Origin of the sequence: Marinicella rhabdoformis (assembly GCF_009671245.1) — a bacterium.
In the GTDB taxonomy this organism is placed as follows: Bacteria; Pseudomonadota; Gammaproteobacteria; order Xanthomonadales; family Marinicellaceae; genus Marinicella; species Marinicella rhabdoformis.
The window spans coordinates 27172-52815 of record NZ_VTFS01000007.1 but is presented as its reverse complement, the minus strand read 5'-3'; the positions used below and the strand labels follow the sequence as shown (position 1 = coordinate 52815).

General features: G+C 43.0%; 22 protein-coding genes and 1 pseudogene. 6 read left to right on the top strand and 17 right to left on the bottom strand.

The window, feature by feature from the left end:
• Positions 1 to 16: 16 nt before the first annotated feature.
• Positions 17 to 2065 carry an ATP-dependent DNA helicase RecG gene (gene recG, locus FET73_RS13700; RefSeq protein WP_154224544.1) on the top strand — a complete coding sequence of 683 codons (2049 nt, stop codon included), beginning with the start codon at positions 17 to 19 and terminating at the stop codon, positions 2063 to 2065.
• A gap of 80 nt (positions 2066 to 2145) precedes the next feature.
• Here the strand turns inward: recG and FET73_RS13695 are convergent, their stop codons facing one another.
• Complete coding sequence (locus FET73_RS13695) at positions 2146 to 2922, bottom strand: hypothetical protein (RefSeq protein ID WP_154224543.1); 777 nt, start codon at positions 2920 to 2922, stop codon at positions 2146 to 2148.
• Between the two features lie 101 nt (positions 2923 to 3023).
• Positions 3024 to 4247, bottom strand: a complete 1224-nt coding sequence (locus FET73_RS13690; RefSeq protein WP_154224542.1) for a threonine synthase — start codon at positions 4245 to 4247, stop codon at positions 3024 to 3026.
• 151 nt (positions 4248 to 4398) lie between these two features.
• Here FET73_RS13690 and FET73_RS13685 point away from each other — a divergent pair, with 151 nt between their 5' ends.
• Together FET73_RS13685 and FET73_RS13680 are read left to right on the top strand one after the other, a co-directional pair.
• The gene (locus FET73_RS13685) at positions 4399 to 4623 is read left to right on the top strand and encodes a hypothetical protein (protein ID WP_154224541.1); all 225 of its coding nucleotides are present in this window, start codon (positions 4399 to 4401) and stop codon (positions 4621 to 4623) included.
• A gap of 31 nt (positions 4624 to 4654) precedes the next feature.
• Positions 4655 to 5308, top strand: coding sequence for an SOS response-associated peptidase family protein (locus FET73_RS13680; RefSeq protein ID WP_154224540.1), 654 nt, complete (start codon positions 4655 to 4657; stop codon positions 5306 to 5308).
• An 11-nt stretch (positions 5309 to 5319) separates the two neighbouring features.
• On the opposite strand, the gene FET73_RS13675 is transcribed toward FET73_RS13680, so the two are convergent.
• Genes FET73_RS13675 through FET73_RS13660 form a run of 4 tightly spaced genes read right to left on the bottom strand, consistent with a single transcriptional unit; the run spans position 5320 to position 9454 of the window.
• Positions 5320 to 5769: a hypothetical protein gene (locus FET73_RS13675; protein ID WP_154224539.1), complete on the bottom strand. Its 450-nt coding sequence runs from the start codon at positions 5767 to 5769 to the stop codon at positions 5320 to 5322.
• A 20-nt stretch (positions 5770 to 5789) separates the two neighbouring features.
• Entirely contained in the window at positions 5790 to 6665 is an 876-nt protein-coding gene (locus FET73_RS13670; RefSeq protein WP_154224538.1) for an ABC transporter permease, read from the bottom strand.
• An 11-nt stretch (positions 6666 to 6676) separates the two neighbouring features.
• A complete protein-coding gene (locus FET73_RS13665) occupies positions 6677 to 7648 on the bottom strand; it encodes an ABC transporter permease (RefSeq protein WP_154224537.1) in 972 nt (323 codons plus the stop codon).
• Between the two features lie 3 nt (positions 7649 to 7651).
• Positions 7652 to 9454 carry an ABC transporter substrate-binding protein gene (locus FET73_RS13660; RefSeq protein WP_179952301.1) on the bottom strand — a complete coding sequence of 601 codons (1803 nt, stop codon included), beginning with the start codon at positions 9452 to 9454 and terminating at the stop codon, positions 7652 to 7654.
• Positions 9455 to 9526: 72 nt separating this feature from the next.
• On the opposite strand from FET73_RS13660, the gene FET73_RS13655 reads away from it, so the two are divergent.
• Positions 9527 to 9841, top strand: a complete 315-nt coding sequence (locus FET73_RS13655; RefSeq protein ID WP_154224535.1) for an Mpo1-like protein — start codon at positions 9527 to 9529, stop codon at positions 9839 to 9841.
• A gap of 3 nt (positions 9842 to 9844) precedes the next feature.
• On the opposite strand, the gene prmC is transcribed toward FET73_RS13655, so the two are convergent.
• Genes prmC through FET73_RS13625 form a run of 6 tightly spaced genes read right to left on the bottom strand, consistent with a single transcriptional unit; the run spans position 9845 to position 15317 of the window.
• Positions 9845 to 10663, bottom strand: coding sequence for a peptide chain release factor N(5)-glutamine methyltransferase (gene prmC / locus FET73_RS13650; protein WP_154224534.1), 819 nt, complete (start codon positions 10661 to 10663; stop codon positions 9845 to 9847).
• Between the two features lie 8 nt (positions 10664 to 10671).
• On the bottom strand, positions 10672 to 11148 hold the full coding sequence (locus tag FET73_RS13645) for a hypothetical protein (protein ID WP_154224533.1): 477 nt from the start codon (positions 11146 to 11148) through the stop codon (positions 10672 to 10674).
• Positions 11135 to 11680: a sigma-70 family RNA polymerase sigma factor gene (locus FET73_RS13640; RefSeq protein ID WP_154224532.1), complete on the bottom strand. Its 546-nt coding sequence runs from the start codon at positions 11678 to 11680 to the stop codon at positions 11135 to 11137. Before FET73_RS13640 ends, FET73_RS13645 begins: the two co-directional genes overlap by 14 nt.
• An 11-nt stretch (positions 11681 to 11691) precedes the next feature.
• A complete protein-coding gene (locus tag FET73_RS13635) occupies positions 11692 to 13302 on the bottom strand; it encodes an ankyrin repeat domain-containing protein (protein ID WP_154224531.1) in 1611 nt (536 codons plus the stop codon).
• A 34-nt stretch (positions 13303 to 13336) separates the two neighbouring features.
• Positions 13337 to 14647, bottom strand: a complete 1311-nt coding sequence (locus tag FET73_RS13630) for a sensor histidine kinase (RefSeq protein ID WP_154224530.1) — start codon at positions 14645 to 14647, stop codon at positions 13337 to 13339.
• Positions 14631 to 15317 carry a response regulator transcription factor gene (locus FET73_RS13625; RefSeq protein WP_154224529.1) on the bottom strand — a complete coding sequence of 229 codons (687 nt, stop codon included), beginning with the start codon at positions 15315 to 15317 and terminating at the stop codon, positions 14631 to 14633. Before FET73_RS13625 ends, FET73_RS13630 begins: the two co-directional genes overlap by 17 nt.
• A 238-nt stretch (positions 15318 to 15555) precedes the next feature.
• Here FET73_RS13625 and xrtH point away from each other — a divergent pair, with 238 nt between their 5' ends.
• Positions 15556 to 16074 (top strand): exosortase H, encoded by a 519-nt coding sequence (xrtH, locus tag FET73_RS13620; RefSeq protein ID WP_154224528.1) that lies wholly within the window; start codon positions 15556 to 15558, stop codon positions 16072 to 16074.
• Here xrtH and FET73_RS13615 read toward each other — a convergent pair.
• The 4 genes and pseudogenes from FET73_RS13615 to FET73_RS13600 all read right to left on the bottom strand — a co-directional run.
• Positions 16059 to 16373, bottom strand: a complete 315-nt coding sequence (locus FET73_RS13615; RefSeq protein WP_179952300.1) for an Hpt domain-containing protein — start codon at positions 16371 to 16373, stop codon at positions 16059 to 16061. The two genes, xrtH and FET73_RS13615, sit on opposite strands and share 16 nt — an antisense overlap.
• On the bottom strand, positions 16327 to 18636 hold the full coding sequence (locus FET73_RS13610) for an Ig-like domain-containing protein (protein WP_154224526.1): 2310 nt from the start codon (positions 18634 to 18636) through the stop codon (positions 16327 to 16329). The genes FET73_RS13615 and FET73_RS13610 overlap by 47 nt, the downstream gene beginning before the upstream one ends.
• Positions 18637 to 18706: 70 nt before the next feature.
• Positions 18707 to 19402 carry a DUF3379 family protein gene (locus FET73_RS13605; RefSeq protein WP_154224525.1) on the bottom strand — a complete coding sequence of 232 codons (696 nt, stop codon included), beginning with the start codon at positions 19400 to 19402 and terminating at the stop codon, positions 18707 to 18709.
• A pseudogene (locus FET73_RS13600) lies at positions 19399 to 19917 on the bottom strand (sigma-70 family RNA polymerase sigma factor); the annotation flags it as partial. The pseudogene FET73_RS13600 and the gene FET73_RS13605, both read right to left, overlap by 4 nt.
• Positions 19918 to 20000: 83 nt before the next feature.
• On the opposite strand from FET73_RS13600, the gene FET73_RS13595 reads away from it, so the two are divergent.
• A complete protein-coding gene (locus FET73_RS13595) occupies positions 20001 to 22208 on the top strand; it encodes a S9 family peptidase (RefSeq protein ID WP_154224523.1) in 2208 nt (735 codons plus the stop codon).
• A 250-nt stretch (positions 22209 to 22458) separates the two neighbouring features.
• Here FET73_RS13595 and FET73_RS13590 read toward each other — a convergent pair whose 3' ends face one another.
• A complete protein-coding gene (locus tag FET73_RS13590; protein WP_154224522.1) occupies positions 22459 to 25644 on the bottom strand; it encodes a zinc-dependent metalloprotease family protein in 3186 nt (1061 codons plus the stop codon).

Genomic DNA, 25644 nt, shown 5'->3' with positions numbered 1-25644 from the left:
GTCAATATAAATCACAATGGAATTGGAGCAGCTTAAAGGTGTCGGAAAAGCCTCAGTTGAAAAATTGAATCAACTGGGCATTCATGAAGTCACCGATTTGCTGTTCCACCTGCCTTTGCGCTACGAAGACAAAACCCGCATCACGGACATTGCGGATGCACAGGGTTTTCAGTATGCACAAATTGAAGGTTTTATCACCAAAAGTTACGTCACCCAAGGTAATAGGCCTATTTTGGTGGTTGAAGTTGCCGATGATTCATCATCAATTCAACTTAAATTCTTCAACTTCTATTATTCTCAAAAGCTAAAAATGAAGCAAGACCTGCGGATTCGCGCATACGGTGAAGTGCGTTGGGGCATGCAAGGCAAGGAAATCATACACCCAGAGTTTGAACTGTCACCGAAATCTAAATTGGCAGACAGCTTGACCGCGATTTACCCCAAGACAGAAGGCTTGAGTCAAAAGTTGATTCAAAAAGCCTTGATACAAAGCATGGCCTTGTTGTCTAAAGGCGAGTTGCAGTTATCTGAACTGCTGCCAGCGCAGTGGTTGTCATCACAAGATTTGCCGACCTTAGAAGAGGCATTGATTCAGGTGCATACGCCAGCACCAGACACCAACCTCACCGCCTTGATCAACAACCAACACCCAGGGCAACAGCGTTTAAAAGTGGAAGAAATGTTGGCCCATTTTCTAGCCCTGCATCAAGTCAAAAGCCAAGCACAAAGCCACCCAGCACCCGAATTGCCCATCACCGCGCAACAAGCAAAATCATTGACCGACAAGCTGCCTTTTACCCTCACAGGCGCACAACAGCGTGTGGTAGCAGAAATACACAAAGACATGGCAGGCCAGTTGCCGATGCAACGGTTGGTACAAGGCGATGTCGGCAGTGGTAAAACCGTGGTAGCAGCGATGGCCATACAAGCGGCATTGAGCCACGGTAAACAATCGGTGATGATGGCCCCGACTGAAATTCTGGCAGAACAGCATTACCTTGGGCTTCAAGAGTTTTTCGAACCCGAGCATATCGCCTTTTTAAGTGGCAGCATCAAAGGCAAAGCCCGTGAAACTGTCTTGGAACAGATTGCCACAACGGCACAAGTGGTCATTGGAACCCATGCGCTGTTCCAACAAGATGTGATTTATCGAGATTTGGCATTGGTGGTGGTTGATGAACAACACCGCTTCGGCGTCCACCAAAGACTGGCCTTAAAACAAAAAGGTGCCGACAAAGGCGAAGTGCCGCATAATTTGATCATGACCGCCACACCGATACCGAGGACATTGGCACAAGTGGCCTACGCCAACCTCGATATATCTGTGATTGATGAACTGCCACCGGGCAGAAAAGCCATCAACACCGTTTTGATTTCCAATGACAAAATGCCACAACTGGCCGAACGCATCATCAAAGCCTGTTCAGCTGGGGAACAAGCCTATTGGGTTTGTACCTTGATTGAAGAATCAGAAAATCTGCGAGCCAAAGCCGCAGAAGACACTTACCAAGAATTACAAGACTGGTTTCCAGATATAAAAATAGGTCTGGTTCATGGCCGGCTCAAAGGTGATGAAAAGAAACAAATCATGGCCGAATTCAAAGCCAATCAAATTCAATTACTGGTGGCAACAACGGTCATAGAAGTCGGTGTCGATGTGCCGAATGCCAGTTTGATGGTGATAGACAATGCCGAACGCTTGGGCTTGTCACAATTGCACCAACTGCGTGGCCGCGTCGGTCGGGGTAACCGCCAAAGTCATTGCGTCTTGATGTACCAAGGCCCATTGAGCCAAAACGCCCAAACCCGCCTACAAACCATGCGCAACAGCAACGACGGTTTTGAAATTGCGCGCCAAGATTTAAAGCTGCGAGGCCCGGGCGAAATTCTCGGCACCCAGCAAAAAGGCAGCATGGCTTTCAGGCTATCGGACCCTGAAAAAGATGCCGAATTATTTGAAACCGCCAGAGCGCTGGCCGATATGATGCTGAAAAAACACCCAGAAAACTGCAAAAAACTGACCCAACGCTGGCACCGAACGGGGCAAGAATTGGCTAAGGTTTAGCGTGGTTTGGGTGCCAGTTCTTTTGGATGGACACCATGTTGAAAGGGATGCGCTTCCTGATATAGTTTATAGTTTATATTTTATTTTGATTTGGGTTTAATGTAGGTGTACTTACACTTTGGAATTCTGCAAAGCAGTGATACAGCATAATTGCCTGCTGCTTTGTGGTATTTGAGCAGCATGCTTTTGCTAATAGTTAATGGCTGCCCAACAGTCAGTTTTAGTGTAGATGCTTGCTCAGCAGTTTTTTTATCTACGATGCCAGCTCTATGAACCAAGCAATTGCGTAGCTGATGCATTTCTATCAGTTCAGCTTTGACGTCATTTGCAACTGGTGCACTTAAATCAAAGTATGCCCACTTACTTTCGATATATTCAACAATGTTGTTTCCAGAAGTTTTCCAGCCTTTTAAGAAGAACCGCAGTTCATCTTCATCAGTTTCTCTAGCCAGCTGCCCTTGCCATTTTTTGGTGAGTTTTGCCGAAGCTATTATATCTTGCCGAACTTCGGTTTTGAGCAGTAATTTAGTTTGAATGTTTTCTATGGATGTTAGCAATGAATTCCACATCGCAGTGAGAATTTGGCTGTTTGTTTTTGAAAAATCATCAACTAATATTTTATTGGTTTGTTGAATTGTAGCTTTTGTGTGTTCTTCCAAGTAATTGATACCTTTCATTAATTCTGTTTGTTGATTAACTTCTGGTATTTTTTTAATTGTTTTGAGAAGTGATGGTGTATTTCTAAGAGCCGTAGTGGATTGTTCAATATGTGTAGCAATCATTAACTGGTCATTCAGCTCATTAATCAATCTACCAATTGGTGACATAAAATCATTTGGTTGTTCTGTTTTGTTCATCTTCATTTCCAATTTAAAGGGGGCTTACACTTTCAATTAAGTCACACCACAAGAGGCCCAATTTAATAGTTAAACTTTTGTGTATCTTTTAGTTATTTCAACTAAAGCAGATGTCTGACTTCGGGCAGGTATTTTTCAAATGAACCTGTGTTGAAGACCACCACTTGGTCCTTCGGCTTGATGTAGCCTTGTTCTACCAATGGGTCGATGGCAGCCAGACAAGCGGCCCCTTCTGGGCATATCCACCAGTGTTTTTCTTGCCAGATATGGGACAGTTGTTGCGCTATGTCTTGTTCTGAAATGGCCACTGATGTGCCACCACTTTTTTTGACGATATCTACCACTTTAAAATGTCCGACGCCGCCTGCCACGTTCAAGCCTACGGCCAGTGTTTTACCAGCGTCTGTGGCTTCGGGTTCAAACAGGTTTTTATCGATGGCGTTTTTAACCGGTGGTGTGGCAGCGGACTGAACAGCGATGATTTTCGGTCTTTCTGGACCAATCATGCCCAAAGCTTCTAATTCATCAAAGGCTTTCCACATGCCGAGTATGCCGGTGCCGCCACCGGTGGGATAGAGGATGACATCAGGAAGCTGCCATTGGTCTGACATCAAGTTGGGTTCAGCCAGTTCCAGCCCCATGGTTTTTTTACCGTCTATGCGCCAGCCTGGCTCTTGGAAGGTGGCGACATTGAAGTGGCCTTGGGGAATGAATTTTTCCTTCATTAATAAACCGGCTTCTTTGATGGTGCCTTTGACCATTTCAAGTTGAATGTTAGGGTTTTTCCTGCTCAAAGCGGCGACATTACCAATGATAGGTGCAGGTGTGTCATCGGGCATGATGATGGTGGCTGCGATGCCCGTGTGGTCTGCATAGCGAGCCAATGAATCACCCGCATTGCCTTGTGTTGGTACCACCAGTTTATCCAGTTTGTGATGTTGTGCCATGTTGATGACCACCGCCATGCCGCGGTCTTTGAAACTGAGTGTCGGGTTTTGGCCAAAGCCTTTGTGTCCTTTGCCTTCGTCTTTGATGAACAGTTCAAAGTTGTGTTGTTGTGCCAATGGGTGGTCATTGTAATCAAGTAGTGGCGTGTAACCTTCCTCAAGGGTGGTGTAACCTTCAGATATGGGTAATAAACCAGAAAATCGCCACATGTTTTTTCTGTCGGGTTGATACCAGTCGGTGTTTTTTATGCGGTCTGTATCGTAAACAAATTGTAAGGGTCGGTTGTCTTTTGGACACAGGTTCATGACTTGGTCTAAGTCGTAATGTGCGTCGCAGAAAGTGCAGGTCAGGTGTGCGATGTGTGGGTTCAGTTTCATGAATGATAGCCTGTGGATTGAGTTAGGACATGAGTATAACAAAAGACGGACTTTTGAGTTTCATCAATGAAATAACTGCTCGGAAAGCACAATGCTGCCTTTCAGAGGTAAATTTTTGATATGATAATAAAACAGCAGAGAGAGGTGAATCATGAAAAAATACATACCATTGGCACTACTGGCCGTCATCGTTGGGTGCGCATCAAAACCCATAGACCCATTAGATCCTAGTACAGACCTGAATCAAGACCGAGTCATTCAATGCCCGATTGGTTACCATATGGAACAATCCACCAGTATCATTGTGGCCACTAAAGACAAGGATAAAAAGCGCGGTCAAACTCAGACGGAAGAAAAGTGCGTCCCAGATAATTGATGATGACAATTAAGCTCAACGGGTAATTTTCATGTGTGGTGCATTTCATTTGGTTAAGGAAACCAAAAGCCTGGATTTAATGGCTTATTTGGGTACACCTGAATTTTCTGGTAAGGGCTTGTGTGTGCCGGCATCTGAAATTGAAATTGTGTTGGAAAATTCGCAAGGCAGAGAATGTCGTAAGGCAAAGTGGTGGTTGTTACTGGGTAAAGACGGTAAGCCGAACTATCATTATGCCACTTTCAATAGCCGCTCAGACAAGCTGGCATCTTCTTTCTTGACCCAAAAGCCATTCAAAACGTCACGTTGTATTATTCCTGCCAGTGCAGTGATCGAAGGGCAGAATAAAAAATACCACACCGTCAGTCGAGTGGGTCAGGCTTTGGCATTGGGTGGTTTGTATAAGACCTATGAAGTTGATGGTGAATTGATTACCACAGCATCTGTGATCACCTGTCCGGGCAACCCTAAATGGGCAAACTTTCATGCCAAATCTACGCCATTGATGCTGGATACCAGTGATGAAGATTTGATTGATATGTGGTTGGATCCGGGCTTTCATCAAACCGAGGCATTTAATGACGCATTAAGTGGCCGGTTATTTTTTGATCTGAACATCACGCCAATAACGGCTGCCCGTGACTTAACCGCCACGGGTGCTTCATTCAATTGTCCTGCAGATTAATTACTGTTGTTTTATCTGTAAAGTGCTTCTTCACCTGGAACGCGATAGAGTACAGAATTTTTACGGATGACTTCAGTTTTGAAGTTTTCAGAAGTCAGTTCACAGTACAATTGATAATTTATCTTTTTAGGCATGTCAGTTGTTTCTAATTTCGTAGGTATGGCTGGAACGTCTATGACTTCAGTCAGTTGATAACTTAATTCTGGCAATTCGATACCATCAAAGGCCAAGGTGTTGTCGTTGTCAGTCCCCAAATCACAACCTATGACGCCATTGATTCTGTTCTCTTTTTGTCTGTGGGTCAGTCTGAGTTTCCAAGCCGCATTAGAGAAGTTGACCGACACGATTTCAATGTCACTGGGCAATTCGTTAACGGGTTTTCTGGGGATGCCACTGCTGCATGCAGACAACAGCGAAATGGTAAGTGAAAGTAAGCAGATTTGAATTTTTTTGTTTATCATAAATTTATTGATGTTTTAGTTTAGTGTATTTTTTTTGGGTCAAGTGCATCTTGAACGGCATCTGAAAATAAATTAAAGCCGATAACCAGGACGAATAAGAAGCATGAAGCGGCTGCAAAATTATTGAAATAACCGGCTTGAATGTCATTGGTGGCTTCTGAAATCATCAGTCCCCAGCTGATGCCGTTTTTCACACCCAGCCCCAAAAAGCTTAATATCACTTCGGTTTTAATGGCGGCTACAAAAGTAATGGTGCCTTGAACCAAAAGTAAGTGTGAGGTGTTGGGTAAAATGTGTTTGAAAATAATGCCAGGTGTTTTTACACCCAAACTTTGAGCCGCTTCTACGAACTCTTGTTGTTTCAGTTTGATCACTTCGGCACGAATGATGCGGGCTGTGGTGGTCCAAAAAACAGCCACCATGGCCACATGCATGGCAAAGATTGATCCTTGCATGGCATAAGCCACTGCAGCAACAAATAAGTAAAAAGGGATGGAATCAAGTACCCCAAGCAGCCAAAGGACGATGCTGTCGATCCAACGGCCACTGAAAAAGCCTGCCCAAGCACCCAGTATCGCACCAATTAGGGTTGATAAAACAGTGACGGTGAGTCCTACTTCAAATGCGACTTTTGTACTGTATATGGCACGTTCTGCCACATCTTGTCCAATGGCGTTGGTACCAAACCAATGTTGCCAAGAAGGCGATTGTTGAAAGGCGTCTGTGGTGGTTCCCCAGTCACCGCCCCAAAGGCCAAACCAAACCCCCAAAGCAATACCCAGATACAACAGCACTATGATGGCGCCGCTGATGCCCATGCGGTCTTGTTTGAATTTAACCCACGATTTGTGCCACAAAGATTCAGGATTCAACTGGATGTTTTGCCTGTGATTCATTTCAATGTCGTTCACTTTAATTCAACCCGTGGATCAAATGCCCGATACAATATGTCGGTCAGTAATAAAATCACAACAAACAAGGCAGCAGTTAAGCCGACTACGGCTTTGAGTATGGGTTGGTCGCCGGCAATGATGGCATCATAAGTGACTTGACCCACGCCAGGAATACCGAAATAACTTTCAATCAATAAGGACCCAGATACCACCACCAAAGGGATAGAAAACATCACCCGCGTGATGATAGGAACCATGGCGTTTTTTAACACGGCTTTGTACATGATGTGTTTTTGTGAATGGCCAAAGGCACGCGCTGTGCGCACGTGGTCTTTGTTGATTTCTTCGACCAGAACGGCCCGATAAAATCGCGTGTTGTAACCCAGTGCCACAAAAACTGTTGCCAGTGTGGGGACGGTGACGAATTGCAAATACTGCCACCATGAAAAAGTACCATCTGCTGAATATATATTCCATCCACGAACTGGGAATAGGTTCATTCCATATCGAGAGGAGAGCATGATTTGGAAGGCAATGATGACCACCAAAAATGACACGCTCATACCAATAACAGCACCAGTCATGATGGTTTTGTCTATCCATTGACCTCGATGAGCTGTAGCCCAAAGTGCCAATATGACGGCCAATAGGTTGCCAAGGATAAAGCCGGGCAGTGTCAGTTGTAGTGAAACAGGTATAGACTGTGCCAGCATGTGAGAAACGGGTTGATCTTTGACCATAGAAAAACCAAAATCTAATGTGATGAGTTCCATCAAGTACTGGCCATAACGGACAATGAAAGGTTGGTTATAACCCAAGGTTTCGCGAACCTGTGCTATTTCTTCAGCCGTAGGGTTTTTCCCCAGTTGTTCATAGGTGAGGTCTGGCCCAAAGTAAACCATCAATAGGAACGACACCAAGGTCACGCCCAATATCAGCGGTATGCCTCCTATGAGTTTTTTGAGGGCAAATTTGAGTAAATCCATGGTTTATTTCACATCAACGTATCTGATGTGCCCACCGCCCAGCATCTGCCTGTCAGGGTAGGTGATGACATTTTTGTGCCAAAGGTGAATTTTGTTGCGTGATAAACCAGATACCAATACACAATCATCAACCACCATTTGGTTCATTTCTCTGTATATCTTGGTCCTTTCAGGTGATGGTTGCATCACGCTGGCTTTTTCATACAAAGCATCGTATTCGGGATTTTGATAGTTGAAGTTGTTAGAGCCAGGGGATTGATTGGGGCCGTAGAGCAGTTGTAGCGTGTTCTCAGCATCTGGATAGTCCAAAGTCCAAGCCATGAAGAAGAAGGGTGCTTCACGGTTTTTAATGGCTTTGTTGAATGTGCCAAAACTGGGGTAAGGGTGGTATTCAATTAAATGTAATGGGTAGCCCATTTTGTTCATGAAGCCACGCATCTGCTCAAAAAATTGTTTGTTCAATACACTGCCCGCGACATGGTACTCAAATACCGGTAAGTTCGTCGCATCCCAGCCTTGATCAGTCAACATTTGTTTGGCAGCTTCTACATCTAAGGTGACGGAGTCATAAGACTGGTTTGGGTCAAATTCTGATACTGATGGGGTTATGATGCCTGGGAAAATGGTGCCGAGGCCAAAGTAAAAGGCGCGATTTTTTTGTTCCCAATTGTGGCTTCTTTGAATCGCACATCGCAAGGCTTTACTCTTGGCGTCATGTTCTGGGTCGCCATTGATGCCAAAATCTGGGTCATCCATATTAAATCCGCCATAGACAAAGCCAGCTTCCATGCCATATCGGTAGTTGAAGTTTTCCGTGATTTGTGGGTGCAATGTCAATGGACTTTTGCTCAGGATGACCGTGTTTTGTTTGTCTTTTGGAACGGTGGTGTACTGAATTTCATCGCCTTTGGTGAAGGAGTTCCAACGAGATGTAGATTCTTTAACAAAGTGAATTTCTAATTTATCGATGAAAGGCGGGTTTTTACCATCTAAAGAATCAATGCCTGTTTTACCATGAATGGCTTCGTCATAGCCTTCATAATGTATGTCAAAAGGTTCTTTTCTGAAGTCTGGGTTCTTGTCAAAGTAAGCCACTTCAGAATCGAATTTATCCAGTATGAATGGACCTGATCCTATGGGCTTGGAGCCAAACTCTTGCCCTAGGGCATCTACCACTTCTTTTGGTACCACAGCTGAAAAAGCTTGAGCAAAAGTGTAAGTTAATTGAGGGTAGGGCTTTATCAATTGTATTTGGATGGTTTGTGAGTCCAAGGCAGTAAGACCAGATATGGCTCTATTATAATCTGCGCCGTCTGCTTTCCATTGGTCTAATCCTTGAATTTTACCTTGCCATAACCAAGCACCAGAAGCGCGGTTATTGGGGTCAAAAGTTCTTTTAATAGAATAAACAAAATCTTCGGCGACCACTTCACGTCCTTTGTTGTTGTCTAGACCAAAAGCGGCGTGGTCATGAAAGGTGACACCTGATTTAATTTTGATGGTGTAGGTGAGGCCATCATCACTGATGACTGGCATTTCTTGAGCCAAATTGGGTTTCAGTTCATAAGGCCTTTTAAGGTATTTATAGGTATAAAGTGTGTCAAAAATATTGGTGACGACAAAGCTGGAATATTGGGTGGCTGCTTTGATGGGATCTAAAGATGTGGGCTTGCCGTCTTCAGAGTGGCGGTAAGTTTTGATACCGTCAATGACAGAAGATTGATTGGAAAAAGTCACATTGTCTTCGTTTTTTTGACATGCAGACAGCAACAATATAAAACAAAGGAGGTTGATTTTTTTGTTCATTGTTGAGGGCATCGCGAGATATAAAAAAGCAATGATTATAGCGCACTGAAGGCTTTGTGGTAAACTCAACTTATGAACAACAAAGACAAAACTTATACATCATTCAAAAGCTTCTACCCTTATTACCTTTCTGAACACGAAAATTTAATCTGTCGCAGGCTTCATGTTGTTGGTTCGACATTGGTGCTTTTCTGTTTAGTTTATGCACTGTTAACTCAAATGTGGATGCTGTTACTGTTGTTACCTGTCTTGGGCTATGGTTTTGCGTGGGCGGGTCATTTCTTTTTTGAAAAAAACAGACCAGCCACTTTCACTTATCCTTTGTATAGTTTTTTGGGAGATTGGGTGATGTATTGGCAATACATCAAAGGGGAAATCAAACGCTGACAATTAGGCTTTTTGAGCAACAGTGATTCGGTCATGACCAGCTAAATCTTTGTGGGTGATGACATTTTTATAGTCTTCAGCTTTTAATATTTCTCTGACAGCAGGGCCTTGGTCATAGCCATGTTCTAACATCAATGTCGCTTTTGATTTTAGGTGGTTTTTGGCTTGATTCGCCAACTTTTCTAGATCGCTTAATCCTTTATTATCAGCAGTCAATGCCGAAATAGGCTCATAAGCTAGGTCTGCTAAATGGTGGTCCTGAGGGTCAATGTAAGGCGGGTTGCTTACAATCAAGTCAAACTTAGCATTTTTAGGTACAGCTGAAAACCAATCGCTGTAGAAAAAAGAGGCGTTTTCAATGTGATTTCTTACGGCATTTTTTTCTGCCACCGCCAAAGCAGCTTTTGATAAATCACAGGCTTGAACTTGGCTTTCTGGCCACTCTTTTGCCAATGACAGGGCAATGGCTCCGGTGCCGGTGCCCAAATCCAATAAGTTGTTGGGACGGTGTTCAAGTACCAAGGCCAGTTCAATGATTTGTTCAGTCTCTGGGCGTGGAATCAAGGTGTCTTGGGTGACCAAGAGGTCCAGAGTCCAGAACGCTTGGTGGCCTAAAATATAAGCGATGGGTTTGCCTTCTTGGGCTTCTTTAACCCACTTTTTGAGGGTGTTTACCTGATCTTCTGTGAGGTGTTCATCAGCATGAGAAAATAACCAACTTCGTTCAACTTTTAAAGCACCCAATAACAAAAGCTCAAGGTCGAAACGCTTGAGCTTGGTGTTTTGTTGTTGGCTTTTTAGCCAAGCATTGATGTCAATCAAAGGAGTGATTAACCAAAGCTGCCATTAAAAAGTGAATCTTTGCCGGCATTGGCTGACGAATCAAAAGAACTGTTTGATAAAACATCACTTTCAAATGGTGCTGCACTGATGACATCAACTTGCGCCTGTTGGATTGGCATCATTTGTTGCTGGTTGCTGCTTAAATTAGGTAATGCAACAACCACGGCCAAAGCAAAAGCACTGGCGGTTAGGGTTGTTTTGAAGGGGTTACTTAACCAATTAAACCAACTGCTTACCGATTGATTTGTAACAGATTGGGCTATTTGTTCACTCCAGGATTTGGTTGAAAAAGCCGCTTTCATGGCTTGTGCAGCAGTGAAGTCATTAAGTAACGCTTCTGCTTTTTGTAAACGTTGACTTGATGCCTCAGCACTTGATAAACAATCCCCAGCGGAAACTGCTGATTGTGTATTCATGCTGCTGCTTTGAAATAACTCTTGTAGTTGTTGTTCAGTTAACTTCATAATCAATATTCATCTGTTTAAGTTTGTCTTTCAATGCAGTCATGCCACGTTTAGATAAGTTTTCTGCCTTATAAAATGCCCAACCTGTCATGTCGCACATTTCTTTAACAGAATAGCCTTGTAAACGCATCTTGACTGCTATTCTTCGACTTTCAGGTAAAGATTCAATGGCTTCAAGAATCAAAGCTTGTGTTTCTTTTCCTGCTACCTTTTGATCAGGTTCAGTACGTGAACTGACCAATTCTTGACGGTAGTCGTCTTCATCGGATTGATCAGGCATGGAAACATCCATCAGGTGTTTTTTATGCTTTCTGGCCAAGTCAATAATGACGTTTGCTGTCGTTCTGTATATATATGACGAAAGGTTTTCTATTTCTCGGTCACCTTGTAGCAATTTTAATACACGAATAGAAACTTCTTGAGTGACATCATCAGCTGTGACGCCCTGAATATTGACCGTTTGCGAAGACACCGCTTTTTTTATCAGGTGTTGGTGTTGTAAAAAAATTTGTTCTAACTTTTTTTTATTCACGGTTCAACGGCTCAACTCATAAAGGAGTAAATCACACCTTTGGTATTCAACAGGTGGTGTTTTTTAGCATATTGTAATGCAGTAAACCCCTTTTTATTGGTTAAATTACTGAGGGCGCCTAACTTTAAAAGTTCGTGCGTCAGGTTAGCAATTTGACTGTCATCTGCATTGTAGGCTTTTTCTTTGTGTGCGCCACACAATATATGTAATGGCGTATTACCTTCTTTATCTGTTTGGTTGATGTCCAACCCTAAGTGATGAATGACCCTCACAGTGTCTTTGGCTTTGATGATGTTACTGTAATATTCTGCTGCCAACATCACGTTATGATATAAATTTAATTGGCTGGGGTCTAAAGTATTGACTGGTGCTCCGGCATCCGCCAATATGCTGACAATCCCAGCATTCCATTGGGCGGCAGCTAAAGTGATGTATGGGTATTTGCCAGGACCAATTGCTGCTGGATTGGCTTGTTTTTTAATCAGCAAGTCAACCACTGATTTAGAATTGCTGATGATGGCACTCGACAATGCCGTAGAACCATTATGAGAGCGGTGTTCGATGTCGGCTTGGTTTTGGATTAGAAATGAGGCGACAGCTCGGTTGCCACTGCCAGCGGCATGTATCAATGCAGTACAGCCTTTAGAGTCAACCTCATCGACAGTTAAACCTTGGATTTTTAATTTATTGAGCAGACCTAAGTTGCCTGAAGTGGCAGCCTGGAACCATGAGCTGAGCTCTACACTTAACTGTTTGGATTGAGTGTCTTGTAGCTGATTACTGCTGCGATCATCAGCTGTTTCAGAATAAGACTTTGTGGGTGTTTTTTCTTCATTTAGGGGCCTTTGTTTTATTGTGTTTTTTTCAGGCTGAATTGCCACTTCTATGGGGTTGCTCGGCGCAAAAATAGGTAATTCCATTTGTTTTTCTGCTTCAATATGCGCTTGAAGGACCTTATATATTTTAGGGTGTTTGCTCTGGCTGATACTCAAAGATGTATGGCCATGATTGTTCTTGTGATTCAAGTCCAACTGTTGTTGTAAAAGTTTTTTGATTAACCTGGGATTAGGTGTCGAATTTTGTAGCAATAAGGTCATGGCATTATCGCCTTGAGCTGTTATTTGATGCGGATCAGCCCCATTCTTCAATAAGGTGTCACAGTTTTTCAAGGACTGGTTAACCACTGCATCAAGGAATGCACTCATCCCAGAGTGATCTGTTGCATTGACATTGGTGGCATTTTTAATGAGGTAGGTCAGTTTTTTTTCATGACCTAATAGTGCGGCAGTCATTAAGGCTGTTCGGTCTTGTGTATCAACCGCTTCGGTGTTTCCCGTGTGGGCGAACACAATTTCTAAACCAGTGGTGTTGTCTTTGCTGTATTGTGCTGCAGCAATAATGGGGGGTGTTTTTTTATTCAAAGGCAAGTTATTCTCTTTGAATAAATAACGCACAATTTGCCATCGGCCATGCTTTAACGCGGTGTTTAATGGCGCAAAGAGTGGGCTGTCAAATAATTGAAAATCAATGCCTTCTGACAACAGTTCTTTCAACTGTGCCAACTGTCCATTGCGACAACACTTGATGATGCTTTTTGCTTGTTCTGGAAGTGGCGTTGTCATGGTACTTATCCTTGGTACGACATGGCTTTGTGTTTCAGTGATTGAATGTCAATGTAGCCGATAGCCCTGTGTCCTGATTCCTGCTGATGTCAATTTTCCAATTATACAACTCACACAAACGTTTTACGATAGCTAATCCAATGCCCGAGCCTTTGCTGGTGGATTTACCTACTCGATAATGACGTTCGAATAATTTGGGTAATTCTGACTCAGTCACCCCGATACCTTCATCTAAGACCGTGATGCTGTTTTTATCGATGATCACTTTGATGACGCCTTCGGGTGTATATTTAATGGCATTGCCAATTAAGTTACTCAATACCACTGAAACCACGGACTCAGGTGCTTTGACTTGCAGCCAATCATTTTCTATGACTTCAGTTGTCACTGGTTTTAATCTCAAAGTAGGCTCAAATCCTTCAATGATGTCTTTGATAATCAGTGCCGGTTGGGTTCGTGCTAAATCATGCTGCTCTTTACGCTCTTCTCTGGCCAAAAGCAACAATGTCTCAATCAACTCTGTTGACTGTTTAACAGCGCGCTCAATGCGATTGATGCGGTCAAATTCCTTTTCTGTTAAGCCCGGTTTTGATGCAATTAATTCAGTGGTGGACTTGATCACAGCAAGCGGTGTACGCAATTCATGACTGACATCGGCATTGAATTCTTTGTCTCTGGTAACGTAGTCAGTCATTTTTTCTGCATAACCATCTAATGCGGTGGCAATCTTGCCTACTTCATCTTCGCTGAAATAGGGAGCCAGTGGTTCTGGGTGCATGTCATGGATGGTTTGGTCACTGGTTAAGTGATCTAACTTCGAAGCCAAATCACTCAATGGTTTTAGTGCTTTCTTGGAAACGATGAGGGCCAACAAGTATGCTAGTAATAGAAAAATGATGGCAATTCCACCAAAGGCACCATAAATCAGCGTGTTGTCTTGATTCATGTGACTGATGTCAAATTTGATATATGCCCAGACCGGTTTACCTTCAATTTGATGATTTTTATTAACCGCAACAATATAACTGCGGCCATCCTCTTTAAGGATGTGTTTGCCATTCCTTAAATCAGCATAGTGTAAAGGCAGATCAAGATGGAAATTGTCAGGTGTGGTTAGAATGCCTATGACATTTGTAGATAAGGGCTGATTGATCATCTCTTCAGGATTCTCAGAGAATTTTTTCATGTAACCCTCTAAGTCATCCAAAATGGTCTGAGCAATCAAGTCAGTTTGCATGCTTTGTCGCACAGACAATGACGTCACTGCAAACAGTGACGTCAAAAGTGAGGAAAATGCCAAAAAGCCGATAATAATTCGGCTTTTGATGCTATTCTTGAACTTCATCTGGATCTGAAATATGGTATCCGATGCCGTGTCTGGTGTGTATTAATGCTTTGTCAAATGGTTTGTCGATGATGGTTCGTAATCCATGGATGTGCACGCGCAGTGAATCTGAATCAGGCATTTCTTCACCCCAAACTTTGACTTCCAGTTCTTCTCTTGGCACCACATAAGGACTGGCTTCCATCAGGATTTTTAAAAGTTTCAAACCAGTTGGGTTCATCTTTAATGGTTGACCTGCTCTTTTGACGGTCAAGCTGTTGAGGTTATATTCTAAATCTGAAACCTGAAGTTCTCTATTGATTTTCTCTTTTTGGCGACTGCCAAGAACTGAAACTCGAGCTTCTAACTCTTGTAGGGCGAAAGGCTTTACCATGTAATCATCGGCGCCAAACTCAAAGCCTTCTAGTTTTTGTTCCAGGGTATCTCGGGCAGTAAGCATAATGATGGGTGTGTTTTTCTTTGCATCAGAACGCAACTTTTTACACAGGTCAAGGCCATCCATACCAGGGAGCATCAAATCAAGAATGATAACGTCAAAGTCATTGGTAACAGCCAAATGCAATCCGGTGATGCCATCACCGGCATAATCAACAATGTGGTCACGGTCTTCAAAGTAATCAACGATATTGGCCGCAATGTCGGTATTGTCTTCTACAACTAGTATTTTCATGGTGTTTTTTTACGCTATTTTAATGTTTTATAATTGTTTTGGGTAAAAAAAATCCCAAGACATTTTCATAACGCCTTGGGAAAATAAGAATGCCCTTCTTACGTGTCATTATCATTTGGAGAACAATGACGATGGAGCCATTATATTAAGAACTTGGTTAAGCCAATGTTAGAGAGTTGTTAAAATTTTGTAAGGCAGGCACTTATGCTAAAATGCCGTTTTATTTTGATGCTGAACCATGATCAGATTCACAGTGATATTCCTTTTTTTACTGCTTTCATTGTTTTTGTTGAACATTACAGAAGACGTAAGGCAAGCTGTTATTTTACCGTTCACCTCTGGTATTGCCAGTTTTTGTAGCTGGTTGGTTCAATTGTTTGATGCGGATGTTGTGGCACAAGGAGATGTTATCCGTGATATCAAAACGGGTTTAGCCATTCAAATCGCTCCAGGGTGTAACGGGGTAGAGGCTTTAATCATCATGTTTTCTGCCATCATGGCATTTCCATCACCTTGGGTATATAAACTGAAAGGCATATTGTTAGGTTTTATTGCCATTCAAGGGTTGAATACAGTTCGCATCATCTCTTTATTTTATTTATTACAGTGGGATAAGGATTGGTTTGAATGGTTTCACCTGTATTTGTGGCAGGCGCTGATCATATTAGACGCATTGGTCGTTTGGTTGGTTTGGCTGAGGTATTTGCCTAAAAAAGAGTTGGAAGCTGATTTGGACGGTAATCAAGCCTTGGCTTGATTGATGATTTCAATCAGCTGCACAGATAAGTGTTCAACGGTGCTGTCAATGGCCTGACAATCACCTAAGCGGTTTTCTAGTTTTAAGCAATGTTCGCTTATGGCGTCAAATCCATAGCTGCCTGCAGAACCGTTTAATTGGTGGATAACTTGATAAAGCGCTGAATGATTGTTGTCATTCAGCGCTTTTTTTATGGCCAAACACTTGTCGTCAAATGTTGACAAGTATTTGGCTTTTAATTGTTCAAAAGGGTCAGTCAATGATGCTGATTTGAACAGTTGTTGTGACTTCAAATTCACCATCGGTAATGGTGTAAGTGAACGTGTCAGTTCCACACCAGTTAGCAGGTGGTGTGTATGTCATGCTGCCATCAGCTTGAATGTCAGTAACTGTGCCTAATGCATTACTTGAGTCAACAGAAACTAAAGTGATGTTGTCACCGTCAGGATCAGTGTCATTTTCAAGTGGGTTGATGACTTTGGATTGATTAACAATCGTGAAATATGAGTCAGCTTGCGCCACAGGCGGCTGGTTGTTGCCCACAGGCGGTCCGCTGGTGACGGTCACAACAATGGTTGCTGTTGCTGTGCCACCATCTGCATCAGTGATGGTGTATGTAAACTCAGTTGTGCCTGTATAGCCATTCAGTGCTGTAATCGTTAAAGTACCGTTTCCATTGTCAGCAATTTCTAAATCTGGATTGCTGTTATCGATAGAGGTCAATGTCAAGTCGGACACCTCGCCATCTGGGTCATAATCATTGGTTCTATAGTCTACAATGCTGGCCACACCAGTTTGAATGTTTGCAGAATCAGCAGTTGCAACCGGTAGCATGTTGTCAACAGTGACGGTCACAGTAGCAGTCGATGTCAGTCCGTCATTGTCTTCTACAGTATAGGTAAAAGTTTCGGTACCAATAAACCCTGGGTCTAAAGCGTATGACAGAGAACCACCGTTATTACTGACTGTTCCATTACTGGGTTGTGTGTTGTCAATGATGGTCAGTGTGTCACCCGCGTCAGGATCTGAATCATTGGCCAATACGTCTAACATCATAATGACAGTCGTCCTAGGAACAGAAAAGCTATCGTCATTGGCGCTAGGCGCTTGGTTTAAATAAACCTTTTCACCTAAAGAGGTGTTGGTTTCAGTTTCTTGGTATTTGTAAACGTCAACTGTACGCTTGTGTTTAGCAGGCGTGTTCAGCGCACGATTAATCCATGCGGCAGGTGCTTCAACTTCTTTAGTCACCCATTTCATGGGCAGGTCTTCATCAGCAATATCCACTTCTTTGAACTCTTCCTCAATGGTTAAGAAAGATATTTCAACGCGTCTGTTTTTAACTTTTTCTACAGGGTCATTGTTGTCAAATTTGGGTGCTGTTTCACCTTTACCTGAAGCCAAAATGGCAGCTTCTGCAACACCATTGCGGGCTAAGAAGTTTTTGGCACTTTCAGCACGCCTTTCAGATAAATCTTGATTGTATGATTTTGATGCAATGTCACAGGTATGGCCAACAATACTGATGCTGCTGGCTAGGTCAGTCTCTTTCAACGCGTCGATTAACTTCATTAACTCAGATTCAGCGTCGTTTCTGATGACATCAGAATCTAAGTCAAAGAAAGCGGTAGAGGCCAAGCTGATTTCATGTTGAACAACTTTTCGGTTTTCAAGTTTCAATTGCGCCAAACGCTCTTCATCTATCACCTGAACTTCTTCAGCTACTGTTGTGGGTTGGTGGTTTTTGCCGAAGTCATACCGATACATGACGTTCGCTCTTGTATCTGACTTATCGGTTTCAAACTGTCCACTTTTACTGATTTGTTCAACATTCAATGCCAAACTGTGTGGTGAGTCTTTAAAGTATTTTTCCAAATTGACACTGCCTGTGAATTGGTCAGAACCAAAGTCACCTTCTTCGTAGTCTAGACCACCTGTCAGTCTGAACATGCTTTGTTCAAAGTATTTACCTAAGCGGCCACCCAGTCCCCAGTCATAGGGGTGTTCAAAGGTTCTTATGATGGTTTCTATGTCTTGAGCTTGTGAAAAGTCACCTATGGTATCGCTGCCAAACAAGGTGTTATTGGCAACAGTGACACTTGTGTTGGCCAGTCGTTCACCCGTGATGGCCTTGCTGCCATTCACATTCCAGAAAAAGTCTTTTGCTTCTGAACCAAAGCCCAAAGTAAATTTACGGTCATCAAATGTGTTTTGATCGACTGCTGCAAAATATTTCCAAATACGCAAATTATCTTCATTGGTGATTAAGTCACCTTTTTGATTGGCTCCAGATAAACGATGGAAATCCAGCTTCAAGCCACCCGCGCCATCGGAGTACCAAAACTCACCCATCCAGTTGCGGTTCCAGTCGGTATGAAATGATTTCAGAAAGTCGGCAACAATTTCTCCTTCATTATCAACGCCAATGCCCAGTCTGCTGTCATCTCCAGCGTAAGCAAAGTTGATTTGATCTTCAGATCCTGTGATGTTTGTTTGGTCTTGTGCTCCGGCTTGAGCGGTGAACATGGCAGCCGCTAATAAAGCCCATTTTTTCGTGTCCATGGAAATTCCTGTTAATAACGCTAATGTTGGTATTTTAACAAGCTTTTACTTTGATGTCATAACTGAAATGTTAATTGACGTTTTTCAGGTTGTTAATTAAAGATTGTTCAATCTGAGCTGTTTGTTCATGGGGTCGGGCAATGATGGCTGCAGACCCTTTATCCAAGGCGATAATTTTTCCTTTGAATCCACTCATTTGCATTTTTATCGTGTTTTCAACAGTTGAGTGAGGCATATAAAGTACGGTGATGGGTTGATTATAATCATTCATAAAGACCATGCGTGCGCCTTCACCATCTAAAGTTGGGCACAGCTTCATAAAATGTACACGCCCAAGGTCGTTGGAAATTTGTGTGCCTAAACTGGCAAATAAAGGCTTTAACTGGTCGTGAGGAATCTCATCTTCGGACATATAAACGGTGGGTTCCATGACCAATGCTTCGTTGATAAAATCTTCTAAGTCGCTGGTTGGTTTGGGTCCAAAAAAAAGCAGGCTAATGGTCATGATGATTGCCACAGAAGCTGCAGCAGCCCAATAATGTGGTGCGCTGATGCTTCTGGTGGCAAAGCTTTGATTCATGATGACAGCATTCTTGAAGTGCGGAGGTACTTCGATGTTCAAGGCATCAGCCAACACTTGTTCTTCAGCCATGGCTTTGATATAGGCGGCTTTACACATGGGGTCATGGTTACGGGCGTGGATAAATGCAGGATCGTCTGCATATGGGTTGGCATCGAGTGTTTGTTTGAATTCAGTAAAGTTCATGCCTGATTTCCTATTTGGCTGTTTTTTTCTAATTTAGATTTTAATTGTTTTCTGGCGCGGAATAATTGTGTCATAACTGCAGAATGCGAAACGCCTAACTGCTCAGCAATTTCGTCACAACTGAAACCGCCAATGATTTGAAGTAACAAAGGTTCTGCGTATTTAGGCTCCAGAGCCATCATGGCGTTTTGAGTGATTTTTATGTCCATGACTTGTTCAGGTGTGCGGTGTTTAATGTCTTCTATGTCATAGTTTAGATCGTCTATGCTTTGGGTGATGGGGCGTTTTTTTTCAAACTGTCGGGCAAACTCGCGTCTTAAAATGGTAAAAACCCAACTCTTGGCAGCCTTTTCATCTTTCAATGAATTAATGGAGCGCCAAGCACGGAGGTATGTTTCTTGCACTAAGTCTTTAGCCATGTGCTCATCTTTACCTAACCAAAAAGCAAAACGATAGAGGTCATCATACAAGTGGCCAAGTAAAGCGTCGAATTTACGTTGTTTATTGTTCATATGCCAAAAGACCTGTTCTTAGCTAATATATTTCAAAAATAGTTCAACTATTGTATCCTTTCGCTTCTTTAAAACGACTAATAACCATGAAAGCCCACATAAAAATTATCACATTGGCATCGTTTGTGTTTGTTTCAGCCTGTCAGAATGAAACTACAACAGAGACTCAAAGGGTAGAAAAAGCGATTGCCAAAGAAATCACAACAAAGGAAAAACATGATATGAAACCTTTTGATACGACAATCAAAGCACCTCAGCCTAAAAAAGTGCCGCACACTTTTACACAACACGGAGATGAACGAATTGATAACTACCATTGGTTACGTGATGACAGCAGAGAAGATGAAGACGTGTTGGGCTATTTGAATGCTGAAAATGATTACGCAGATGCCCAAATGGCTGACAGTGTTGCGTTGACTGAAAAAGTGTATGAAGAAATTGTGGGTCGCATGATTCAAGACGATGAATCTGTGCCAGTGAAATTAAAGAATTATTGGTACTACTCACGCTATGAATCAGGAAAAGAGTATCCTATTTATGCGCGCAAGTTGAATGACATGGCAGCTGATGAAGAGGTGATTCTGGATGTTAATATTTTGGCCAAAGACCATGCCTATTACTCAAGTAATAACCAAGCCATCAGTCATAACCATGAAATTTTGGCTTACTCAGAAGATACGGTTAGCCGTCGAAAATACAATCTATATTTCAAGGACTTAAATACAGGTAAGCTGTTACCTGATGTGATTGAAAACACGACAGGATCTGTGGCTTGGGCGAAAGACAACAAAACCCTGTTCTATACCCGAAAGCATCCAACCACTTTATTGCCTTACCAGGTGTATAGACATGTCTTGGGTACGTCAGTAGAAGACGATGTGTTGGTTTATGAAGAAGCTGATAACACGTTTTACATCAGCTGTTATACATCAAGATCTAATGACTTTATCATGATTCAAGCAGGCTCAACCACCAATTCAGAGGCCATGTATTTATCAGCAGATGACCCACTGGGTGAATTTAAGTCAGTTTTACCCAGAGAAAAAGACCATGAATACGAAGTAGAAGACTTCAACGGTGAGTTCATCATCAATACCAATTGGCAGGCGAAAAATTTCCGCATCATGAAAACCAAGATTGGTGCCGATGCTGATAAGTCTTTGTGGAAAGAAGTGGTGCCACACGATGATGAAACCTTGATTTATGGCGTAGAAACATTCAAGGATTGGCTCGTGATTGACCAAAGAAGCAGTGGTTTGAAACACATCAAAGCCATCAATTGGACTTCTGGCGAATCTAAAGTTTTGGATTCTGAAGAAGCAGCTTATACGATGTGGACTGACAATAACCCTGAACAAAGCCACAATGTTTTGCGGTACAGTTACAGCAGCTTGACGCAATTAAGTAGTATTGTTGAAATTGACTTAGATACTGATGAAAAAACAGTCTTGAAGCAAAATAAAATCAACGGTGAATACCATCCTGAAAAATACCAGTCAGAAAGGTTTGAAATCGAAGCCCGTGATGGTGCGATGGTGCCGGTATCTTTGGTGTATAAAAAAGATATAGGTGAATTGAATAAACGTCCTTTGTTGGTTTATGCCTATGGCTCGTATGGTTCTTCAGTTGACCCATATTTTTCATCTAGCAGGTTGTCACTGTTAGATCGTGGGTTTGTTTTTGCGATTGCACACATTCGAGGCTCTCAAGCCAAAGGTCGTGCCTGGTATGAAGATGGAAAAATGTTTAATAAAATAAACACGTTTACTGATTACATTGATGCCACCCAAGCGTTGTTGAACAAAGGTTACGGTGACCACAAAAGGGTTTATGGTTGGGGTGGCTCAGCTGGTGGCTTGTTGATGGGTGCTGTGGCTAACATGAATGGCATGTTATACCACGGTTTGATTGCGGCAGTGCCTTTTGTTGATGTGGTAACCACCATGTTAGATGAAGACATTCCATTGACTACCGGTGAGTTTGATGAATGGGGTAACCCAAAAAACAAAGACTCTTACGACTACATGTTGTCTTATTCTCCATATGATCAAGTCAAAGCACAAGATTACCCCAATATGTTGATTACGACCGGTTTACATGATTCTCAAGTGCAGTACTGGGAACCAGCAAAGTGGGCGGCAAAACTCCGTGAACTGAAAACAGATGATAATGTGTTGATGATGAGAACCAATATGGACACCGGCCACGGTGGTGCATCTGGTCGATTTGCCAGTCAAAAAGAAACCGCGCAGGATTATACGTTTTTACTGAAACTGGCCGGTATCAAAGAATAAAATAATAGAAAATACCCGTGGTGCATTTGGGAGTTTTTCCAACAAAAAAACACCGTCATTACCCGGCTTGACCGGGTAATCCATAGCGAAGCGGGTTCAAACGAAGTTTGAAAATAGACAAAATTCAATAAAATGCGATATTTTTCAAGTTTGCCTGCTTCAAATGCACCACGGGTAGAAAATATTAATGATTAAGTCGTAAATGAAAAAAGCACAGCCTAAACAAGCTGTGCTTTTTTTTGGCTTTTATTTATCGTGGCCTCGTTGGTTCAGAAGAAAAACGGGTCAAAGGTACGCCATCCATTTGCCATACACCATTGATGGGCTGAGGAAAAGTGATGTCGCTGTCCCAATAGGGGTTGTTGCCGAATGACATCAACATGCTGCCAGCGGGAGCGGCCTCAAAATCAGAAACACCAGAACAACTGGGACACAAGGTGTCACTGGTGACATATAAATAATCAAACTGGAGTGGAGACTGGCCTTCAAAAGGTGTGCTGATCACCCAGCGTGGTTCGCCCATTTCATCATAAATAAAGGCGATTGAAACTGAGGTTTCTCCAACAGTGGCCAAACTGATGCCCCAACCTGGGCCGTCAGGCCTGCCCCACAGGCCCGTATAGTTGTTGATTTCTGGTTCTCCATTGAAAGGGTGCCATTCAATCAATTCGGTACCAGACAATAATCCAACTGACCAAGTGATTTCAGCTTGTCGTTCATTCAGAAAAGTGATGTCCAAGGTGCCAATATCATCTAAAGTTACGGTATCGATGTCTAATTGTTGTGTTTTGCCAAGGCTCGAATAGTAATTGAAACCATCCAAATCACCGGCACTGATGTACCAGGTAGGCTGTCCATTGCTGTCGAAAGTGTACCAAATCACGTTCAGTCGATTTCCCACCACTTCAATATCAAAACCACGGCCAGCCGACGATTGAGCAAACCATTGTCCGGCATTGGGTCGAATCACTTTGCCTGCATCGTTGTGGAAGCGGTCTTGAAGGCTGGGTACCAACAAAGTCTTGTGAGGTTTGTTTAAACCCAATCCATCCACAAGCACGCCCAAATAGTCACCATTGATGGCATCAAAGCGGTGAATTTTATTGTCGTCTTTGGTGGCAACTAACAGCACATTGTCTTGGGTGACGTTCATGCCAGAAGGTTTGCCTAGTCCGAGAACGGTCATGTTGGCAAAAATACCCAGCATTTCACCGCTGTTCTCATTGACTTCAATCAGTTGTTTTTTTTGGTAATCAGAAACCAGCAAATGGCCATTGGGTAAAATGGTCATATCGACGGCTTCGCGGAAATTAAGTGGACTCAGTTGATTGAAACTGCCGTTGATGCCTCTATAAATGCGACCTTCGAGGCCGAGCAAATAGAAGTTTGAATCATATTCTATGTCAATAAATGACTCTTCTCTGGATGAAGAAGTGACAAACCAATCACCTTGTTCACTGATGGCCCTGGGGTTTTGTGTCTCGAATAAGCTTAAAGTGCCTCGATCAATCTTTGAAACCAACAAAGGCATGCCACTGGGTTTAAATAAAGCCGTTGGGAAACCAGTTCCTAAACTGGTCTGAGCGACAGCGCTTTGGGGGTAAGCGGGTATCAACATGTCGCTGCCATCACGTTGCATCAAGTTCTTCACTTTGACACCGCTGGCGCTGGTGTAATAAAGCAGTTGATTTTCTGCATCGTAGCTCATGTCAGATTGAAATGTCAGCAAACCATCTTCAGGTAGCACTTCAATGCCTAATGATCGTCCTGTTTGGGCATCAAAACGCAAAATGCGGTTGTCACCCTCATTGATGACCAAAAGGTCTTGTCGGTAGACAATCACACCGTCCAACAGGTCTTCGGTGCCATCATTGTCGTCATCGCGATCTGCATGATCGCCTGTGCCATCGTTATCAAAATCATGTTGTTCCGCCGGGTTGTTTGGAAAAGCATCACCGCCATCGCCCACACCATCTGAGTCACTGTCATTTTGTTCTGAAGCATTCAAAGGGAAGGCGTCATTGGCATCACTTCTACCATCACCGTCATCGTCATTGTCACTGTTGTTACCAACCCCATCTTGATCAGAATCTGTTTGTTCTGCGGGGTCATTGGGAAAAGCATCGCTGTTGTCGCCTGTGCCATCCAAATCTGCATCGGCTGATTCGCTGGCATCAAAAGGGAAATGGTCATGCCAATCATTGACACCATCATGGTCAAAATCTCGTTCACTTCTTTGGTAGTCAGCAGGTTGTGGCGCAGAACTGCTGTTGGGCATGTAGTTGGCCACTGAATTCATGGTGCTGTTGATGACTGCGGTGTTGTTACTCGGTTCCGAACCACTGCTGACGCCACAAGCATAACCACCACACATCAAACTTGGGTTAGAAAACATCGGCATGCGTTTGCTTCTGTTGTTTTGGCCAGTACCAAAAGACCCCATCACGGTGTTGAATTGAAACATTTTAATAAAGGCTGAACCTTGTGCTTGGAATGTGCCACCACCGGCACCGTATTGGTGTGCCGCTCCCAGGTTATGACCAATTTCATGAACAAACACTTGGTCCGAACACAGTGACCAACTGCTCATGCCATCGGACACCATGTTCATGCCATAACTGGCATCGAAGCCTGGTGTTGGGTAATAAGCCAAGCCACAGTTGCCACGAGTTTGGATGTCATGTGGCCTGATGGCGATGATTAAATCTGCACCTGTGTTCTCACGCATTTCTGGTAAGTCTTGAAGGCCTGTAAATACCGCTTGATTGCTGATGGTAGAACGCATGTGTGAAAGCATGTCGTTGTTTGAGTTGTTGTGATTGTAGGGCAGTTCTTCGATACCGACCAAGCGAGCTGCTAAATCCAGACCTGAATTGGCAAAGGTTTGGTTAGCCACGTGCATGTAGTGATTGATGCGTGTTTGCATCAGGTTACCGGGGTAACGCAAAGCCAAAGCGCGGTTGTGGACGACCAAAATATCAATCACCGTCCCAGCGGCTTGTTTATTGGCTATGGGTAAGTCTTTTAGGGTTTCGTGGCTGTGGTGTTCTGTGCCGCAAGCATCTTGTATCAGGTGGTTGGAGGGTAGCTCAATCAGCCACGAACCGGATTTGTCTGTGGTAAATCGGTAGTCTTTACCTTTGTGGTGCCAATCGCCGAATATGCTGTTGTTACCAACCGTGACATTGATGTGGCCAAATTCATTGTGTTGTTCAAAGCTGATGTCACCATTGGTTGACTTATTCTTTTCTAAGCCTTGTGGAATGGTAAATTCGGCATTGAAAAGGGGCAGCGTGAGCTTGTTGCTTTTATTTTTTAGTTGTTGTGTTAATAGTGGATGATAAGCATCTGCAGCCAAACCGGGATAGGCTTCGGGTGTCGCCCAAACATGTGGTGAAACAAAAAGTAAACAGGCTAGGATTTTTGATTTTTTCAT

Coding starts and splice junctions, on each gene's coding strand:
- recG (WP_154224544.1), top strand. CDS start 17: ATGGAATTGGAGCAGCTTAAAGGTGTCGGAAAAGCCTCAGTTGAAAAA.
- FET73_RS13695 (WP_154224543.1), bottom strand. CDS start 2,922: ATGAACAAAACAGAACAACCAAATGATTTTATGTCACCAATTGGTAGA.
- FET73_RS13690 (WP_154224542.1), bottom strand. CDS start 4,247: ATGAAACTGAACCCACACATCGCACACCTGACCTGCACTTTCTGCGAC.
- FET73_RS13685 (WP_154224541.1), top strand. CDS start 4,399: ATGAAAAAATACATACCATTGGCACTACTGGCCGTCATCGTTGGGTGC.
- FET73_RS13680 (WP_154224540.1), top strand. CDS start 4,655: ATGTGTGGTGCATTTCATTTGGTTAAGGAAACCAAAAGCCTGGATTTA.
- FET73_RS13675 (WP_154224539.1), bottom strand. CDS start 5,769: ATGATAAACAAAAAAATTCAAATCTGCTTACTTTCACTTACCATTTCG.
- FET73_RS13670 (WP_154224538.1), bottom strand. CDS start 6,665: ATGAATCACAGGCAAAACATCCAGTTGAATCCTGAATCTTTGTGGCAC.
- FET73_RS13665 (WP_154224537.1), bottom strand. CDS start 7,648: ATGGATTTACTCAAATTTGCCCTCAAAAAACTCATAGGAGGCATACCG.
- FET73_RS13660 (WP_179952301.1), bottom strand. CDS start 9,454: ATGAACAAAAAAATCAACCTCCTTTGTTTTATATTGTTGCTGTCTGCA.
- FET73_RS13655 (WP_154224535.1), top strand. CDS start 9,527: ATGAACAACAAAGACAAAACTTATACATCATTCAAAAGCTTCTACCCT.
- FET73_RS13645 (WP_154224533.1), bottom strand. CDS start 11,148: ATGAAGTTAACTGAACAACAACTACAAGAGTTATTTCAAAGCAGCAGC.
- FET73_RS13635 (WP_154224531.1), bottom strand. CDS start 13,302: ATGACAACGCCACTTCCAGAACAAGCAAAAAGCATCATCAAGTGTTGT.
- FET73_RS13630 (WP_154224530.1), bottom strand. CDS start 14,647: ATGAAGTTCAAGAATAGCATCAAAAGCCGAATTATTATCGGCTTTTTG.
- FET73_RS13625 (WP_154224529.1), bottom strand. CDS start 15,317: ATGAAAATACTAGTTGTAGAAGACAATACCGACATTGCGGCCAATATC.
- xrtH (WP_154224528.1), top strand. CDS start 15,556: ATGATCAGATTCACAGTGATATTCCTTTTTTTACTGCTTTCATTGTTT.
- FET73_RS13610 (WP_154224526.1), bottom strand. CDS start 18,636: ATGGACACGAAAAAATGGGCTTTATTAGCGGCTGCCATGTTCACCGCT.
- FET73_RS13605 (WP_154224525.1), bottom strand. CDS start 19,402: ATGAACTTTACTGAATTCAAACAAACACTCGATGCCAACCCATATGCA.
- FET73_RS13595 (WP_154224523.1), top strand. CDS start 20,001: ATGAAAGCCCACATAAAAATTATCACATTGGCATCGTTTGTGTTTGTT.
- FET73_RS13590 (WP_154224522.1), bottom strand. CDS start 25,644: ATGAAAAAATCAAAAATCCTAGCCTGTTTACTTTTTGTTTCACCACAT.